The following is a 15,937-nucleotide window of genomic DNA, read 5'->3' on the forward strand; positions in this document are numbered from 1 at the left end:
TCAAATGATCGATTATGAAGTATTGCGTTTTATCTGGTGGCTGCTGATCGGTGTTCTGCTGATTGGTTTCGCGGTCACCGATGGTTTCGACATGGGCGTGGGCATGCTCACCCGTTTCCTCGGTCGTAATGACACCGAGCGTCGAATCATGATCAACTCCATCGCCCCGCACTGGGACGGTAACCAGGTGTGGCTGATCACCGCAGGCGGCGCGCTGTTCGCTGCCTGGCCGATGGTCTACGCGGCTGCGTTCTCCGGCTTCTATGTGGCGATGATTCTGGTGCTGGCTTCTCTATTCTTCCGTCCGGTGGGTTTCGACTACCGTTCCAAGATTGAAGACACCCGCTGGCGTAACATGTGGGACTGGGGCATCTTCATCGGTAGCTTCGTTCCACCGCTGGTCATTGGTGTGGCGTTCGGTAACCTGTTGCAGGGCGTACCGTTCCACGTCGACGAATATATGCGTCTGTTCTACACCGGTAACTTCTTCCAGCTGCTGAATCCGTTTGGTCTGCTGGCAGGCGTGGTGAGCGTGGCGATGATCATCACCCAGGGGGCAACCTATCTCCAGATGCGTACCGTAGGTGAACTGCATCTGCGTTCCCGCGCTACCGCTCAGGTGGCAGCGCTGGTGACGCTGGTCTGCTTCGCTCTGGCAGGCGTGTGGGTGGTGTATGGTATTGATGGATACGTGGTGACGTCCGCTATCAACCATGCTGCACCGTCTAACCCGCTGACCAAAGAGGTGGCGCGTCAGGCCGGTGCATGGCTGGTGAACTTCAACAATACCCCTGTGCTGTGGGCTATCCCGGCTCTGGGTGTGCTGCTGCCACTGCTGACCGTGCTGACGTCTCGTCTGGAGAAAGGCGCTCTGGCGTTCGTATTCTCTTCCCTGACGCTGGCGTGCATCATCCTGACGGCCGGTATTGCGATGTTCCCGTTCGTGATGCCATCCAGCACCATGATGAATGCCAGCCTGACCATGTGGGATGCAACGTCCAGCCATATGACGCTGAACTTAATGACCTATGTGGCTTGCGTGTTCGTTCCGATTGTTCTGGCTTACACCATCTGGTGTTACTGGAAAATGTTCGGTCGTATCACTAAAGAACATATCGAAAGCAACACCCACTCTATGTACTAAGTAAGGAGCTGAATATGTGGTATTTCGCATGGATTTTAGGGACGCTTCTTGCCTGTGCGTTTGGTGTCATCACTGCCCTGGCGCTTGAGCATGTAGAAGCGACCAAAGCAGGTGAAGAAAAGCACTAATGAATATTATCGCAACGTTATATGCGGTAATGGATAAGCGCCCCTTGAGGGCGCTTTCCCTCATTATGGCATTACTGCTGGCAGGCTGTATCTTCTGGGACCCGTCGCGCTTCGCGGCGAAAACCAGCGAGCTTGAAATTTGGCACGGCTTCCTGATTATGTGGGCGGTGTGCGCAGGCGTGATTCACGGTGTCGGCTTTCGTCCGAAAGCGCTACACTGGCAGGGCATCTTCTGCCCACTGATTGCCGATCTGGTTCTCCTCGCCGGTTTGATTTTCTTCTTCTTCTGAATAAGAAATGTCCGTTAACGTTATGGGCTTACCCTGGCCCATAAAAATTTACTCTCCGTTTACTTTCTCCCATTCCAAACCATCATTCCCGCGCGTATAGTAGCGAAGTTTGAAAGCTCCAACTTTTCTTGTATTACCGGGATGTAAAGTGAATACAACGCTGTTTCGATGGCCGGTACGTGTCTATTACGAAGATACCGATGCCGGTGGTGTGGTCTACCACGCCAGCTACGTTGCTTTTTATGAACGGGCACGCACAGAGATGCTGCGCCATCATCACTTTAGTCAACAGGTGCTGTTGGCTGAGCGAGTTGCCTTCGTGGTACGCAAGATGACGCTTGAGTATTTTGCGCCTGCCAGACTCGACGATATGCTCGAAGTCCAAACAGAAATTACATCAATGCGCGGAACTTCACTGGTTTTCACGCAGCGGATAGTCAATGCAGAGAACACGGTACTGAACTCAGCTGAAGTCCTGATTGTCTGTGTTGATCCAACCATAATGAAGCCTCGTGCGCTTCCTAAGTCTATTGTCGCGGAGTTTAAGCAGTGACTGACATGAATATCCTTGATTTGTTCCTGAAGGCAAGCCTTCTGGTTAAACTTATCATGTTGATTTTGATTGGTTTTTCAATCGCATCCTGGGCCATCATCATCCAGAGAACGCGTATCCTCAATGCCGCTGGCCGCGAAGCCGAAGCGTTTGAAGATAAGTTCTGGTCGGGTATTGAGCTTTCGCGTCTGTATCAGGAAAGCCAGGGACGCCGTGATAACCTTTCAGGCTCCGAACAAATTTTCTACAGCGGTTTCAAAGAGTTCGCTCGCTTACATCGCGCTAACAGCCATGCGCCGGAAGCCGTGGTAGAAGGGGCGTCGCGTGCGATGCGCATCTCCATGAACCGCGAACTGGAAAATCTTGAAACGCATATTCCTTTCCTCGGAACCGTTGGCTCCATCAGCCCGTATATCGGCCTGTTTGGTACGGTGTGGGGGATCATGCACGCCTTTATCGCCCTTGGGGCGGTGAAGCAGGCAACGTTGCAGATGGTTGCGCCGGGTATCGCAGAAGCACTGATCGCGACCGCAATCGGTCTGTTCGCCGCAATTCCGGCGGTAATGGCGTACAACCGTCTGAACCAGCGCGTGAACAAACTGGAACTGAACTACGACAACTTTATGGAAGAGTTCACCGCGATTCTGCATCGTCAGGCGTTTACCAGCACCGAGAGCAACAAGGGGTAAACCATGGCCAGATCGCGTGGACGAGGTCGTCGCGAGCTCAAGTCCGAAATCAATATCGTTCCGTTACTGGACGTGCTGCTGGTGCTGCTGCTGATCTTTATGGCGACGGCGCCCATCATCACCCAGAGCGTGGAAGTTAATCTGCCGGATGCGACAGAATCACAGGCGGTAAGCACCAATGACGATCCTCCGGTCATCATTGAGGTTTCCGGCGTAGGGCAGTACAGCGTGGTGGTAGAGAAAGATCGTATGGATCAGCTTCCGCCAGAGCAGGTTATTGCTGAAGCGCAACGACGCCTGGAGTCAAATCCGAAGACGGTCTTCTTAATCGGTGGTGCGAAAGACGTACCATATGATGAAATTATCAAAGCGCTGAACTTGCTACATAGCGCGGGCGTTAAGTCAGTTGGCTTAATGACTCAGCCTATTTGATCATCTGCGTAGTTTTTGGGAACCGATAGTGTCAAAGGCAACCGAACAGAACGACAAGCTTAAGCGAGCGATAATCGTCTCCGCAGTGCTGCACGTAATTCTTTTTGCAGCGCTGATCTGGAGTTCGTTCGATGAGCACCTTGATGCATCAGGCGGCGGTGGGGGCTCGTCTATCGACGCCGTCATGGTGGATCCCGGTGCGATCGTTCAGAACTATAATCGTCAGCAACAGCAGCAGGCGAGCTCTAAACGTGCTGAAGAGCAGCGAGAAAAACAGGCGCAACAGCAGGCGGAAGAGCTGCGTGAAAAGCAGGCCGCCGAGCAGGAACGTCTGAAGCAGCTTGAGAAAGAGCGTTTGCAGGCGCAGGAAGCGGCGAAAGAGCAGGCAGAGCAGCAGAAGCAGGCTGAAGCCGCTGCGAAGAAGGCGCAGGAACAGCAGAAGCAGGCGGAAGAGGCGGCAGCCAAAGCCGCGGCTGATGCAAAAGCGCAGGCTGACGCACAGGCGAAATTAGCGGCTGACGCGGCGAAGAAAGCCGCTGCTGATGCTCAGAAAAAAGCGGAAGCAGAAGCTGCGAAGAAAGCCGCTGCTGATGCTCAGAAAAAAGCGGAAGCAGAAGCTGCGAAGAAAGCCGCTGCTGATGCCCAGAAGAAAGCGGAAGCAGAAGCCGCGAAGAAAGCCGCTCAGGAAGCAGAGAAGAAAGCTGCTGCCGATGCTGCGAAGAAAGCGGCTGCTGCCGAGAAGGCTGCGGCTGAAAAAGCGGCTGCCGCTGAAAAAGCTGCGGCTGATAAAAAAGCTGCTGCCGAAAAAGCCGCAGCCGACAAGAAAGCTGCCGCTGAAAAAGCCGCTGCCAGGAAGGCCGCTGCTGAAAAAGCTGCCGCTGAAGCAGCCACCGCTGACGATATCATTGGCGACCTGAGTTCTGGTAAGAATGCACCGAAAACGGGCGGTGGGGCGAAAGGGAGTAATGCAGCCCCGGCGGGAAGCGGTAACACTAAGAACAACGGTGCTTCTGGCGCTGAGATCAACGACTATAAGAATCAGATTGCTGCGGCTATTGCCAGCAGACTTAACGATAAATCGCTCTATACCGGGAAAACCTGCCGACTGCATATTAAACTGGCTACGGATGGTATGGTGCTGAGCGTTGAGTCCGAAGGGGGAGATGAAGCGTTATGCCAGGCTGCACTTGTGGCAGTGAATCAGGCAAAACTGCCAAAACCTCCGTCACAGGCTGTCTATGAAGTGTTCAAAGACGCTTCGCTGAACTTTAAGCCATAAGCAGAGCTGCGGTTATCGGGTTCTGATAGTTTTGTGTATTTGAGTTTGTTAACCTTCTGCTAAATTATCCAGGACTTATTGTTCGGATAAGGGAGATATGATGAAGCAGGCATTACGATTAGCTTTTGGTTTTTTAGTACTGTTGACGTCAGCAGTGCATGCCACAGTAAGCATCGACATTACCGACTGGAACGACTCAGCGCGTCCAATCGGTGTCGTTCCGTTCCAGTGGGCAGGCCCGGGCGCTGCGCCTGAAGATATTGGCGGCATTGTTGCAGCTGACCTGCGTAACAGCGGTAAATTTAACCCCTTAGATCGTTCTCGTCTGCCGCAGCAGCCTGGTACCGCTCAGGAAGTTCAACCTGCTGCATGGTCTGCACTGGGTATTGATGCCGTGGTTGTCGGACAGGTTACTCCTGCGCCAGACGGCGGCTATAACGTTGCTTATCAGCTGGTGGATACCGGCGGTGCGCCGGGTACCGTTCTGGCTCAAAACACGTATAAGGTGAACAAGCAGTGGCTGCGTTACGCAGGCCATACGGCGAGTGACGAAGTGTTTGAGAAGCTGACCGGTATTAAAGGTGCGTTCCGTACTCGTATCGCGTACGTAGTACAGACCAACGGCGGCCAGTTCCCTTATGAGCTGCGCGTCTCTGATTACGATGGCTACAACCAGTTCACCGTACACCGTTCACCACAGCCGCTGATGTCTCCGGCATGGTCTCCGGACGGCTCTAAGCTGGCGTACGTGACCTTCGAAAGCGGCCGTTCCGCGCTGGTTATCCAGACGCTCTCTAACGGTGCTGTGCGTCAGGTTGCGTCATTCCCGCGTCACAACGGTGCGCCTGCGTTCTCTCCGGACGGTACCAAACTGGCGTTTGCCCTGTCTAAAACCGGTAGCCTGAACCTGTACGTGATGGATATTGGTTCTGGTCAGATCCGTCAGGTCACGGATGGTCGTAGCAACAACACTGAGCCAACCTGGTTCCCGGACAGCCAGAATCTGGCCTTTACGTCTGACCAGGCAGGTCGTCCACAAGTTTATAAAGTGAATATCAACGGCGGAGCAGCGCAGCGTATTACCTGGGAAGGTTCTCAGAACCAGGATGCTGACGTCAGTGCCGATGGTAAAACGATGGTAATGGTCAGTACTGCGGGTGGTCAGCAGCACATTGCCAAACAAGATCTGGTAACGGGGGGCGTACAAGTACTGTCGTCAACGTTCCTGGATGAAACGCCAAGTCTGGCACCTAACGGCACCATGGTAATCTACAGCTCTTCTCAGGGGATGGGATCCGTGCTGAATCTGGTTTCTACAGATGGGCGTTTCAAAGCGCGTCTTCCGGCAACTGATGGACAGGTAAAATCACCTGCCTGGTCGCCGTATCTGTAATAATAATTAATTGATTACTAAAGGAATCTTAGAAATGCAACTGAACAAAGTGCTGAAGGGGCTGATGATCGCTCTGCCTGTTATGGCAATCGCAGCGTGTTCTTCTAACAAGAATGCAAGCAATGACCAGAGCGGCGAAGGCATGATGGGTGCCGGCACCGGTATGGACGCTAACGGCAATGGCAATATGTCTTCTGAAGAGCAAGCGCGTCTTCAGATGCAGCAGTTACAGCAGAACAACATCGTTTACTTCGATCTGGATAAATACGACATCCGTTCTGACTTCGCTGCAATGCTGGATGCGCACGCAAACTTCCTGCGTAGCAACCCGTCTTACAAAGTCACCGTAGAAGGTCATGCGGACGAACGTGGTACTCCAGAGTACAACATCTCCCTGGGTGAACGTCGTGCAAACGCTGTTAAAATGTACCTCCAGGGTAAAGGCGTTTCTGCTGACCAGATCTCCATCGTTTCTTACGGTAAAGAAAAACCAGCAGTACTGGGTCACGACGAAGCGGCTTACTCCAAAAACCGTCGTGCCGTACTCGTTTACTAAGAGAATTGCATGAGCAGTAACTTCAGACATCATCTGATGAGTCTGTCGTTACTGGTTGGAATAGCGGCCCCCTGGGCCGCTTTTGCTCAGGCACCAATCAGTAGTGTCGGCTCAGGCTCGGTAGAAGACCGGGTCACTCAACTCGAGCGTATTTCTAACGCTCACAGCCAGCTTTTAACTCAACTCCAGCAGCAGCTTTCCGATAACCAGAATGATATTGATTCCCTTCGTGGTCAGATCCAGGAGAGTCAGTATCAGCTTAATCAGGTTGTGGAGCGCCAGAAGCAAATTTTGTTGCAGATGGATAGCCTGAACAGCGGCGGAGCAGCAGCACAGCCAGCAGCAGGCGATCAAAGCGGTGCGGCAACGCCTGCACCTGCGGCAGATGCCTCCGCGTCGTCTGGTGCGCCTGTACAGAGCGGTGACGCGAATACGGACTACAACGCGGCCATTGCCCTGGTGCAGGACAAATCGCGCCAGGACGATGCTATCGTTGCGTTTCAGAACTTCGTTAAGAAGTACCCTGATTCCACTTACCAGCCAAATGCGAACTACTGGCTGGGTCAGTTGAATTACAACAAGGGTAAAAAGGATGATGCGGCGTTTTATTTTGCCTCTGTGGTGAAAAATTACCCGAAATCACCGAAAGCGCCTGATGCGATGTATAAAGTCGGCGTGATCATGCAGGACAAAGGCGACACTGCAAAAGCCAAAGCGGTTTATCAGCAGGTGGTTGCAAAATTCCCGGGTACAGACGGCGCCAAACAAGCGCAAAAACGTTTAAGTTCGATGGGTTGATTATCGCATGACCAGAAATCGCGTCATTTCTGGTCGTGCAGCATGATTCCTAAGCAGTTAAGTGATCTTCATCGAAATTTTTGTTGCGCAGAATTCTTAAATCAGTAATATATGCCGCCGTTGCCACGGGATATCAAACAACGTGAAAGCAGCGCAAAAGTGGGTCGTTAGCTCAGTTGGTAGAGCAGTTGACTTTTAATCAATTGGTCGCAGGTTCGAATCCTGCACGACCCACCACTTAAAGCAGTTCTGGCAGTACAGAGTGGGTGATTAGCTCAGTTGGTAGAGCATCTCCTTTACACGGAGGGGGTCGGCGGTTCGAGCCCGTCATCACCCACCACTCGGGTCGTTAGCTCAGTTGGTAGAGCAGTTGACTTTTAATCAATTGGTCGCAGGTTCGAATCCTGCACGACCCACCAATTTTATTGGTTCCGAGTGATAATTCAGGCAACACCCGAACGGGTCGTTAGCTCAGTTGGTAGAGCAGTTGACTTTTAATCAATTGGTCGCAGGTTCGAATCCTGCACGACCCACCAGCCTGAATAGATTTGAAGTACATCCCGCAAGGGGTCGTTAGCTCAGTTGGTAGAGCAGTTGACTTTTAATCAATTGGTCGCAGGTTCGAATCCTGCACGACCCACCATTGTTGAAAGGCGCCCTAAAGGCGCCTTTTTGCTATCTGTCGTTCGCCAGTGCCTTGTAGGTCGGGTAAGGCGAAGCCGCCACCCGACAGATGCTACCGGCATCAATTCCCGATGACATTCCCCCTCAAATTCGCTATCTTGTTTAGTATACAAAACACCATTGCCTCATTTTTGTTATCTCATGCAAAACAAAGGCAATATTGTTAAGCCAGTAAAACGAGAAGCCATAATGAGTGTGATGTTTGATCCCGAAACCGCAATCTATCCCTTCCCGCCGAAGCCCGCTCCGCTAAGCCGGGATGAAAAACAGTTCTATCGTGAAAAAATTAAGCGCCTGCTTAAAGAGCGTGATGCGGTGATGGTGGCGCATTACTACACCGACCCGGAAATTCAGCAGTTGGCAGAAGAGACGGGCGGCTGTATCTCAGACTCCCTGGAAATGGCGCGTTTCGGTGCAAAACATCCTGCCTCCACGCTGCTGGTTGCAGGTGTGCGCTTCATGGGCGAAACGGCAAAAATTCTCAGCCCGGAAAAAACCATACTGATGCCGACGCTGAATGCCGAATGCTCCCTTGACCTCGGTTGCCCGATTGATGAGTTCACCGCCTTCTGTGATGCCCACCCTGATCGTACCGTGGTGGTCTATGCCAACACGTCTGCGGCGGTGAAAGCCCGGGCAGACTGGGTAGTGACCTCCAGTATCGCCGTTGAGCTGATTGAGCATCTGGACAGCCTGGGGGAGAAAATCATCTGGGCGCCCGATCGTCACCTGGGAAACTACGTACAAAAACAAACCGGTGCGGATGTGCTGTGCTGGCAGGGCGCCTGTATCGTTCACGACGAGTTTAAGACCCAGGCCCTGACGCGCATGAGAGGGTTATACCCGGACGCCGCGATTCTGGTGCACCCGGAATCCCCGCAGTCCATCGTCGACATGGCGGATGCCGTCGGGTCAACCAGCCAGCTCATTCATGCTGCGAAAACCCTGTCACACAAGCAGCTCATTGTGGCGACCGATCGCGGTATCTTCTACAAGATGCAGCAGGCCGTGCCGGAAAAAACGTTGCTCGAAGCGCCGACCGCCGGAGAAGGGGCGACCTGCCGAAGCTGCGCGCATTGCCCGTGGATGGCGATGAATGGGCTCAAAGCGATTGCGGAGGGGCTGGAAAACGGTGGCGCAGCGCATGAGATCCACGTGGATGCCGCTCTGCGTGAAGGCGCGTTAATTCCACTTAACCGTATGCTGGATTTTGCGGCTACACTACGTACTTAACTTATTACGCCCCGGAGAAAAAATGGATTTTTTTAGCACACAGAACATCCTGGTTCATATCCCGATTGGTGCGGGCGGCTATGACCTGTCGTGGATTGAAGCGGTGGGTACGCTGGCCGGTTTACTCTGTATCTGGCTGGCCAGCCTTGAGAAGATCAGCAACTATGCGTTCGGGCTGATAAACGTCACGCTGTTTGCGATCATCTTCTTCCAGATCCAGCTCTACGCCAGCCTGCTTCTACAACTGTTCTTCTTCGCAGCCAATATCTATGGCTGGTACGCCTGGTCTCGGCAAAACAGTCAGCAGGAGGCGGAACTGCAAATCCGCTGGCTGCCGTTGCCAAAAGCCATCACCTGGTTCGCGGCCTGCGTGGTAGCTATCGGCTTTATGACCGTCTTTATTGATCCGGTATTTGCCTTCCTGACGCGCGTGGCGGTCTCGGTCATGTCGGGTCTGGGATTAAACGTGACGATGCCTGAGCTTCAGCCGGATGCCTTCCCGTTCTGGGATTCCTGCATGATGGTGTTGTCGATTGCCGCAATGATCCTGATGACCCGTAAATACGTTGAGAACTGGCTGCTGTGGGTGGTCATCAACGTCATTAGCGTGGTGATTTTTGCCCGCCAGGGTGTTTATGCCATGTCGCTGGAGTACATGCTGCTGACGGTCATTGCCCTGAACGGTAGCCGCATGTGGATTAACAGCGCGCGTGAGCGTGGCTCGCGCGCGCTTTCCCGTTAATGGTGATGGGCGTGTGAGTGGCCGGACTGCGCCTCGTTCAGGTGACAGTCTGGCCCGTTACATGGCTGATACTCCATCTGGATGGTGGCGTGCGCAATTTCGTAGTGATGCTCAAGGAAGTGCCGAATACGTTCAAGCAACGCATCGTGATCGTGGGGCGGAATAACCTGAACGTGCAGCGTCATAAGCGGTTTCTCACCCACCAGCCAGACGTGAACGTGGTGAACGTTACGGACTTCAGGAATGGAACGACACAGATTGCGTTTTAGCTCGCCAATATCCAGCGACGTGGGAGCGCCTTCCAGCAGCTCATTGACGCTCTCTTTCAACAGCCGCCAGGCACTGCGTAATACAAGGCACGATACCAGCACGGAAAGAATCGGGTCGATAGGGGTCCAGCCCGTGCCCATAATGATCAGCGCGGCTACGATGGCCCCTACGGAACCCAGCAGATCGCCCAGCACATGAAGCGCCGCGGCCCGTACGTTCAGATTTTTTTCACTGCTACCGCGGTGCAATATCCAGAACGCCAGAATATTGGCGACCAACCCGGCAATGGCGATAACCATCATTGTCGTCCCGGCTATCGGTTGTGGATGCCGAAAGCGCTGAAAAGCCTCCCAGACGATAAGAAGAGTAATGACCACCAGTGCAATCGCATTCACAAAGGCGGCAAGCGTGGTCAGTCTGAGCCAGCCAAAGGTGTGGCGGGTATTGGGAGGGCGACGGGCAAACTGCACGGCCAGCAGAGCAAACAGGAGCGCGGCAGCGTCGGTCAGCATATGCCCGGCATCGGCCAGCAGCGCCAGCGATCCGGATATCAGCCCGCCTGTTACCTCAATTATCATAAAGGTGGCAGTGACGCCAAAAGCCAGCAGAAGCCGTTTGGCATTTTCATCGCCAGTGGAGTGGGAGTGGGAGTGGGAGTGCGCCATGGTATCGTTCCTGATTTATTATTATTTTTAGTTTAGCGTTTTTAAGAGCTTAAATAAAAAAGGAGAGCATTTGCTCTCCCTGTTTTACCTTACGGAAGGTTACTGGGTAGTACCGTCCGTTTTGGTATTGGCATCGCTGCCTACTTTGTCATTCGGGTCCGGGCATTTCCCGTCTTTACACACAGAGTTTTTATGAACCTCGTCGGTGGTCATACCCTCATGGTTCATCGTGCCTGTGCTCGTCCCGCCGGTGTTGGTATTGCCCGTGTTGATATTACTGTTATCAACATTGTTTGGCGCAATATTCTGTTTTGCATCCGGCGCAACCTGGCCCGCTTCGGCAGCGGCATTAGCGTCGCCATTGCTGCCGGATGAGCCTGCGTCAGCAGCCAGTACGCTACCGCTTGCCAGAGTAAGGGTTGCCGTCAGGAAAAGCGTAGTCAGTTTCGTCATTTTCATCATGGTGCTCCTGTTCTTATCGTTACGCTGGATAACATTCTCCAACAGTGCATCTTGTTCAGTGGCGAAAGATCCCAGTTTCCTGATTTATGTCAGGATGGAATCGCGTATAAATATTTAAAAACAGTCGTTACAAGTAAAAAGCTTAGGCGAGATCTCATTTTTCGCTATTTTGTTGTGTATTTTAGGCGAATTCCAGGAATTATCTGCGCGAAGTGTAAAAGCCCGTTTACACTTCGTGGCCGACAAGTTAGATTGAAAGGATTGCTTTCATTACTAAAGATATGGCAGAGCCGGAAAGAAGATGAATTATCAGAACGACGATTTACGCATTAAAGAGATCAATGAGTTATTACCTCCCGTAGCGCTCCTTGAAAAATTCCCCGCCACCGAAAATGCCGCCAACACGGTGTCTCATGCCCGCAAGGCGATCCACAAGATCCTGAAAGGTAGCGACGATCGTCTTCTGGTAGTCATTGGGCCGTGCTCCATTCACGATCCTGCTGCGGCCAAAGAGTATGCGTCGCGTCTGCTCGCCTTGCGTGAAGAGCTGAAAGGCGAACTGGAAATCGTGATGCGCGTTTATTTCGAAAAACCGCGTACCACCGTGGGCTGGAAAGGGTTGATCAACGATCCGCATATGGACAACAGTTTCCAGATCAACGACGGCCTGCGCATTGCGCGTAAGCTGCTGCTGGAGATCAACGACAGCGGGCTGCCTGCTGCCGGAGAATTCCTCGATATGATCACCCCGCAGTATCTGGCTGACCTGATGAGCTGGGGCGCTATTGGCGCGCGTACGACGGAATCTCAGGTTCACCGTGAGCTGGCGTCTGGCCTGTCATGCCCGGTGGGGTTCAAAAATGGCACTGATGGCACCATTAAAGTCGCTATTGACGCCATTAATGCGGCTGGCGCACCGCACTGCTTCCTGTCGGTGACCAAGTGGGGCCACTCCGCTATCGTGAATACCAGCGGTAATGGCGATTGCCATATCATACTGCGCGGCGGTAAAGAGCCTAACTACAGTGCTAAACACGTAGCGGAGGTAAAAGCAGGGCTGGAGAAAGCGGGTCTGGCACCGCAGGTGATGATCGATTTCAGCCATGCCAACTCCAGCAAACAGTTTAAAAAGCAGATGGAAGTCGGCGCAGATGTGTGTCAGCAAATCGCCAGCGGTGAACGCGCAGTGATTGGGGTGATGATTGAGAGCCATCTGGTGGAAGGCAACCAGAACCTGGAGGGCAGCGAGCCGCTGGTCTACGGTAAGAGCGTGACGGATGCCTGCATTGGCTGGGACGATACCGATGCGATCCTGCGTCAGTTGGCGGATGCGGTTAAAGCGCGTCGCGGCTAAGTTTGTCCCGGGCAATAAAAAAGCGTGGATTGCTCCACGCTTTTTTTATGTCCGGCGAATATTACTTCGCTTTACCCTGGTTCGCCACGGCCGCCGCTTTTGCAGCGATTTCGTCGGCGTTACCCAGGTAGTAATGTTTAACTGGCTTGAAGTTTTCGTCGAACTCGTACACCAGCGGCACGCCGGTAGGGATATTCAGCTCGAGGATTTCATCTTCACCCATGTTGTCCAGGTATTTCACCAGCGCACGCAGGGAGTTACCGTGAGCAGCGATAATGACGCGCTCGCCGCTTTTCAGGCGTGGCAGAATGGTTTCGTTCCAGTAAGGCACAACGCGGTCGATGGTCAGCGCCAGGCTTTCGGTCTGCGGCAGTTCAGCCTCAGTCAGCTTCGCGTAACGCGGATCGTGGCCCGGGTAGCGCTCGTCATCTTTGCTCAGCTCTGGAGGCGTGACCGCAAAACCACGACGCCACTGCTTAACCTGCTCGTCACCGTATTTTTCTGCGGTTTCCGCTTTGTTCAGACCTTGCAGCGCACCGTAGTGACGCTCGTTCAGTTTCCAGGATTTCTCAACCGGCAGCCAGGCCTGATCCAGCTCGTCCAGAACGTTCCACAGGGTATGGATGGCACGTTTCAGCACAGAGGTGTAAGCAAAGTCAAAGGTGAAGCCTTCTTCTTTCAGCAGTTTACCTGCCGCTTTTGCTTCGCTCACGCCTTTCTCGGACAGATCAACGTCATACCAACCGGTGAAGCGGTTTTCGTTGTTCCACTGGCTTTCGCCGTGGCGCACCAGGACAAGCTTAGTATTAGCCATTTCTTACTCCTCAAGCATTTTGAATGATAACAATTCTCATTATATTGCCGTGACTGTGCCAGCAGCAACGCTTAACCCTAACCATAGCGAAAATAGTTCGAGAGTGTAAGATGCATGTGAATCCAGGGTTATGATTTTGTCTGCGATCGCCGCTATTTTCAGCAAGGCGGAGATAAAAAAGCCCTCGCGATGAGGGCCAGTCTTTTTTGCCGGATGGCGCTTCGCTTATCAGGCCTATATTCGTAGGCCCGTGCGCCGCCGGACATTAAGCGCGCGGAATGAAATGATACTCGGTGACGCTTACGTACTCTTCACCCGGACGTAGCACGCAGTCCGGCTGCGGCCATTCAGGATGGTTAGGCGTGTCCGGAAGGAACTCGCTCTCCAGCGCCAGTCCTTGCCAGGCGCCGTAGGCGTCATGTTCACGCGCCGTGGTACCCTCCAGATAGTTACCGGAGTAGAACTGTAGGGCGGGGGCGGTGGTGTAGACCGTCATCTGTAACTTCTCATCAGCAGACCAGATCTGTGCGGCAGGTTGAGAAAGATCGCCTTTTGCCTGCAACAGGAACGCGTGGTCGTAGCCTTTCACCTTGCGCTGATCGTCATCACTCAGGAAATCCTGAGCAATGGTTTTCGGCTGACGGAAATCAAAGCTATTTCCGCTTACCGGTTTCAGCCCCTGATAAGGGATACCCATCTCATCGACCGGCAGATACTCATCCGCCAGGATCTGGAGTTTGTGGCTGCGGACATCGGTCTGATTACCGTCAAGGTTGAAATAGGCGTGGTTAGTCAGATTGACCGGGCACGGCTTATCGACGGTCGCGCGGTACTCAATGGCGATGCGATTATCTTCGGTCAGGGTGAAGCGCGCGGTTGCGGTGAGATTGCCCGGGAAGCCCTGGTCTCCATCGAGGGAGTCCAGAGAGAACCAGACCTCACCGTCATTTTGCTGCACAATCTTCCAGCGACGTTTATCAAACCCTTCCGGGCCGCCGTGTAGCTGATTTTCGCCCTGGCTGGCAAGCAGGGAATACGTTACGCCGTCCAGCGTAAACTGGCTTCTGGCGATGCGGTTAGCGTAGCGGCCTATGGATGCGCCCAGAAAAGCGGTCTGCTCGATATACTGCTCCGGCGATGCGCAGCCAAGCAGGGTTTCGCGCACGCTGCCGTCAGGCATCGGTACGCGGGCAGAAAGTAACGTTGCGCCCCAGTCCATCAGCGTAACCACCATCCCGGCGCTGTTGCGCAGGGTTAACAGGCGATACGGCAGACCATCCGGTGCGAGTGTTGGTGTTTCGTTTAGCACTGTCCGGCTCCTTGTGATGCTTTGCAGACATAGAAAGTTTCTTTGATGCCCGTTTTGGCTTCGTACTGTTTAGCCACCGCGTCCTGAATGGCAGGGACCAGCTCTTCCGGCACCAGGGCGACGACGCACCCGCCAAATCCGCCGCCGGTCATACGCACGCCGCCTTTGTCGCCAATCGTGGCTTTCACAATTTCAACCAGGGTGTCGATTTGCGGCACGGTGATTTCGAAATCGTCACGCATGGAGGCATGCGATTCGGCCATCAGCTCGCCCATCCGTTTCAGGTCACCTTTCGCCAGCGCGGAGGCGGCTTCTACGGTGCGGGTATTTTCCGTCAGTATATGGCGCACGCGCTTCGTGACAACCGGATCCAGCTCGTGGGCAACCTTGTTAAATTCATCAAGTGAGACATCACGCAGGGCTGGCTGCTGGAAGAAGCGCGCGCCGGTTTCGCACTGTTCGCGACGGGTGTTGTACTCGCTGCCCACCAGGGTGCGTTTGAAGTTGCTGTTGATGATCACCACAGCCGCCCCTTTAGGCAGTGGAACCGCTTTGGTCCCGAGGGAGCGGCAGTCAATCAGCAAAGCGTGTTCTTTCTTGCCCAGCGCGGAAATCAGCTGATCCATAATGCCGCAGTTGCAGCCTACGAACTGGTTTTCCGCTTCCTGACCGTTGAGGGCGATTTGCGCCCCGTCCAGCGGCAGATGATAAAGCTGCTGGAACACGGTGCCGACCGCCACTTCCAGCGATGCGGAAGAGCTTAATCCCGCCCCCTGCGGCACGTTGCCGCTGATCACCAGATCGGCCCCGCCGAAATTCTTGTTACGCTTTTGCAGGTGCTTCACCACGCCGCGAACATAGTTCGACCACTGCTGGCTGTCGTGGGTCACGATCGGCGCATCGAGGGAAAATTCGTCAATTTCGTTGCCGTAATCCGCGGCGATCACTCGCACATGACGATCGTCGCGTTTCGCGCAGCTGATCACCGTCTGGTAGTCGATGGCACACGGCAGGACAAAACCGTCGTTATAGTCGGTGTGCTCGCCGATCAGATTAACGCGGCCTGGCGCCTGGATAACATGGGTGGCAGGGTAGCCAAATTTTTCAGCAAACAGGGATTGTGTTTTATCTTTCAGACTCAT

At 53.7% G+C, this 15,937-nt stretch carries 18 protein-coding genes and 5 tRNA genes; 18 read left to right on the forward strand and 5 right to left on the reverse strand.

Annotated features, from left to right (window positions below; genetic code table 11):
• Positions 1-4 precede the first annotated feature (4 nt).
• The 17 genes from cydB to pnuC all read left to right on the forward strand — a co-directional run bounded on the left by cydB (position 5) and on the right by pnuC (position 9,921).
• Positions 5-1,144: a cytochrome d ubiquinol oxidase subunit II gene (cydB, locus tag ACQG1Y_RS06960; RefSeq protein ID WP_023303309.1), complete on the forward strand. Its 1,140-nt coding sequence runs from the start codon at positions 5-7 to the stop codon at positions 1,142-1,144.
• Positions 1,145-1,158: 14 nt separating this feature from the next.
• Entirely contained in the window at positions 1,159-1,272 is a 114-nt protein-coding gene (gene cydX / locus ACQG1Y_RS06965; protein ID WP_003858598.1) for a cytochrome bd-I oxidase subunit CydX, read from the forward strand.
• Positions 1,272-1,562, forward strand: a complete 291-nt coding sequence (ybgE, locus tag ACQG1Y_RS06970) for a cyd operon protein YbgE (protein ID WP_003858596.1) — start codon at positions 1,272-1,274, stop codon at positions 1,560-1,562. The genes cydX and ybgE overlap by 1 nt, the downstream gene beginning before the upstream one ends.
• 148 nt (positions 1,563-1,710) lie before the next feature.
• Positions 1,711-2,115: a tol-pal system-associated acyl-CoA thioesterase gene (gene ybgC / locus ACQG1Y_RS06975; protein ID WP_003858593.1), complete on the forward strand. Its 405-nt coding sequence runs from the start codon at positions 1,711-1,713 to the stop codon at positions 2,113-2,115.
• Complete coding sequence (gene tolQ / locus ACQG1Y_RS06980; protein WP_003858590.1) at positions 2,112-2,804, forward strand: Tol-Pal system protein TolQ; 693 nt, start codon at positions 2,112-2,114, stop codon at positions 2,802-2,804. Before ybgC ends, tolQ begins: the two co-directional genes overlap by 4 nt.
• A gap of 3 nt (positions 2,805-2,807) precedes the next feature.
• Positions 2,808-3,236: a colicin uptake protein TolR gene (tolR, locus tag ACQG1Y_RS06985; RefSeq protein ID WP_032647739.1), complete on the forward strand. Its 429-nt coding sequence runs from the start codon at positions 2,808-2,810 to the stop codon at positions 3,234-3,236.
• Positions 3,237-3,264: 28 nt separating this feature from the next.
• On the forward strand, positions 3,265-4,515 hold the full coding sequence (gene tolA, locus ACQG1Y_RS06990) for a cell envelope integrity protein TolA (protein WP_047057813.1): 1,251 nt from the start codon (positions 3,265-3,267) through the stop codon (positions 4,513-4,515).
• 100 nt (positions 4,516-4,615) lie between these two features.
• Positions 4,616-5,908, forward strand: a complete 1,293-nt coding sequence (gene tolB, locus ACQG1Y_RS06995) for a Tol-Pal system beta propeller repeat protein TolB (RefSeq protein ID WP_017384962.1) — start codon at positions 4,616-4,618, stop codon at positions 5,906-5,908.
• A 34-nt stretch (positions 5,909-5,942) separates the two neighbouring features.
• The gene (gene pal / locus ACQG1Y_RS07000; RefSeq protein ID WP_003858578.1) at positions 5,943-6,464 is read left to right on the forward strand and encodes a peptidoglycan-associated lipoprotein Pal; all 522 of its coding nucleotides are present in this window, start codon (positions 5,943-5,945) and stop codon (positions 6,462-6,464) included.
• Positions 6,465-6,473: 9 nt separating this feature from the next.
• Positions 6,474-7,262 carry a cell division protein CpoB gene (gene cpoB, locus ACQG1Y_RS07005; RefSeq protein WP_003858574.1) on the forward strand — a complete coding sequence of 263 codons (789 nt, stop codon included), beginning with the start codon at positions 6,474-6,476 and terminating at the stop codon, positions 7,260-7,262.
• 161 nt (positions 7,263-7,423) lie between these two features.
• Positions 7,424-7,499, forward strand: a tRNA-Lys gene (locus tag ACQG1Y_RS07010).
• Positions 7,500-7,526: 27 nt separating this feature from the next.
• Positions 7,527-7,602: transfer RNA gene (locus ACQG1Y_RS07015), tRNA-Val, on the forward strand.
• Positions 7,603-7,605: 3 nt separating this feature from the next.
• A tRNA-Lys gene (locus ACQG1Y_RS07020) sits at positions 7,606-7,681 on the forward strand.
• Positions 7,682-7,722: 41 nt separating this feature from the next.
• A tRNA-Lys gene (locus ACQG1Y_RS07025) sits at positions 7,723-7,798 on the forward strand.
• Positions 7,799-7,829: 31 nt separating this feature from the next.
• A tRNA-Lys gene (locus ACQG1Y_RS07030) sits at positions 7,830-7,905 on the forward strand.
• A 230-nt stretch (positions 7,906-8,135) separates the two neighbouring features.
• The gene (gene nadA, locus ACQG1Y_RS07035) at positions 8,136-9,179 is read left to right on the forward strand and encodes a quinolinate synthase NadA (RefSeq protein ID WP_017384960.1); all 1,044 of its coding nucleotides are present in this window, start codon (positions 8,136-8,138) and stop codon (positions 9,177-9,179) included.
• 22 nt (positions 9,180-9,201) lie between these two features.
• Positions 9,202-9,921: a nicotinamide riboside transporter PnuC gene (gene pnuC, locus ACQG1Y_RS07040; protein WP_017694131.1), complete on the forward strand. Its 720-nt coding sequence runs from the start codon at positions 9,202-9,204 to the stop codon at positions 9,919-9,921.
• Here the strand turns inward: pnuC and zitB are convergent.
• On the reverse strand, positions 9,918-10,856 hold the full coding sequence (zitB, locus tag ACQG1Y_RS07045) for a CDF family zinc transporter ZitB (protein WP_015571102.1): 939 nt from the start codon (positions 10,854-10,856) through the stop codon (positions 9,918-9,920). The two genes, pnuC and zitB, sit on opposite strands and share 4 nt — an antisense overlap.
• A 99-nt stretch (positions 10,857-10,955) precedes the next feature.
• Positions 10,956-11,315, reverse strand: coding sequence for a protein YbgS (locus ACQG1Y_RS07050; protein WP_017384957.1), 360 nt, complete (start codon positions 11,313-11,315; stop codon positions 10,956-10,958).
• A gap of 304 nt (positions 11,316-11,619) precedes the next feature.
• On the opposite strand from ACQG1Y_RS07050, the gene aroG reads away from it, so the two are divergent.
• Positions 11,620-12,672, forward strand: coding sequence for a 3-deoxy-7-phosphoheptulonate synthase AroG (gene aroG, locus ACQG1Y_RS07055; protein ID WP_003858564.1), 1,053 nt, complete (start codon positions 11,620-11,622; stop codon positions 12,670-12,672).
• A gap of 61 nt (positions 12,673-12,733) precedes the next feature.
• Here aroG and gpmA read toward each other — a convergent pair whose 3' ends face one another.
• The 3 genes from gpmA to galK form a co-directional block, all read right to left on the reverse strand.
• Entirely contained in the window at positions 12,734-13,486 is a 753-nt protein-coding gene (gene gpmA, locus ACQG1Y_RS07060) for a 2,3-diphosphoglycerate-dependent phosphoglycerate mutase (protein WP_006809557.1), read from the reverse strand.
• A 265-nt stretch (positions 13,487-13,751) separates the two neighbouring features.
• Complete coding sequence (gene galM / locus ACQG1Y_RS07065; RefSeq protein ID WP_032647749.1) at positions 13,752-14,795, reverse strand: galactose-1-epimerase; 1,044 nt, start codon at positions 14,793-14,795, stop codon at positions 13,752-13,754.
• On the reverse strand, positions 14,789-15,937 hold the full coding sequence (gene galK, locus ACQG1Y_RS07070; protein ID WP_368740466.1) for a galactokinase: 1,149 nt from the start codon (positions 15,935-15,937) through the stop codon (positions 14,789-14,791). Before galK ends, galM begins: the two co-directional genes overlap by 7 nt.

This window comes from Enterobacter cloacae complex sp. 397G4, assembly GCF_050031515.1.
Classification (GTDB): Bacteria; Pseudomonadota; Gammaproteobacteria; order Enterobacterales; family Enterobacteriaceae; genus Enterobacter; species Enterobacter hormaechei_C.

What these genes read in the sequence shown, in the direction of transcription:
- cydB (WP_023303309.1), top strand. Translation starts at nt 5, where the DNA reads ATGATCGATTATGAAGTATTGCGTTTTATCTGGTGGCTGCTGATCGGT.
- cydX (WP_003858598.1), top strand. Translation starts at nt 1,159, where the DNA reads ATGTGGTATTTCGCATGGATTTTAGGGACGCTTCTTGCCTGTGCGTTT.
- ybgE (WP_003858596.1), top strand. Translation starts at nt 1,272, where the DNA reads ATGAATATTATCGCAACGTTATATGCGGTAATGGATAAGCGCCCCTTG.
- tolR (WP_032647739.1), top strand. Translation starts at nt 2,808, where the DNA reads ATGGCCAGATCGCGTGGACGAGGTCGTCGCGAGCTCAAGTCCGAAATC.
- tolB (WP_017384962.1), top strand. Translation starts at nt 4,616, where the DNA reads ATGAAGCAGGCATTACGATTAGCTTTTGGTTTTTTAGTACTGTTGACG.
- pal (WP_003858578.1), top strand. Translation starts at nt 5,943, where the DNA reads ATGCAACTGAACAAAGTGCTGAAGGGGCTGATGATCGCTCTGCCTGTT.
- cpoB (WP_003858574.1), top strand. Translation starts at nt 6,474, where the DNA reads ATGAGCAGTAACTTCAGACATCATCTGATGAGTCTGTCGTTACTGGTT.
- nadA (WP_017384960.1), top strand. Translation starts at nt 8,136, where the DNA reads ATGAGTGTGATGTTTGATCCCGAAACCGCAATCTATCCCTTCCCGCCG.
- pnuC (WP_017694131.1), top strand. Translation starts at nt 9,202, where the DNA reads ATGGATTTTTTTAGCACACAGAACATCCTGGTTCATATCCCGATTGGT.
- zitB (WP_015571102.1), bottom strand. Translation starts at nt 10,856, where the DNA reads ATGGCGCACTCCCACTCCCACTCCCACTCCACTGGCGATGAAAATGCC.
- ACQG1Y_RS07050 (WP_017384957.1), bottom strand. Translation starts at nt 11,315, where the DNA reads ATGAAAATGACGAAACTGACTACGCTTTTCCTGACGGCAACCCTTACT.
- aroG (WP_003858564.1), top strand. Translation starts at nt 11,620, where the DNA reads ATGAATTATCAGAACGACGATTTACGCATTAAAGAGATCAATGAGTTA.
- gpmA (WP_006809557.1), bottom strand. Translation starts at nt 13,486, where the DNA reads ATGGCTAATACTAAGCTTGTCCTGGTGCGCCACGGCGAAAGCCAGTGG.
- galK (WP_368740466.1), bottom strand. Translation starts at nt 15,937, where the DNA reads ATGAGTCTGAAAGATAAAACACAATCCCTGTTTGCTGAAAAATTTGGC.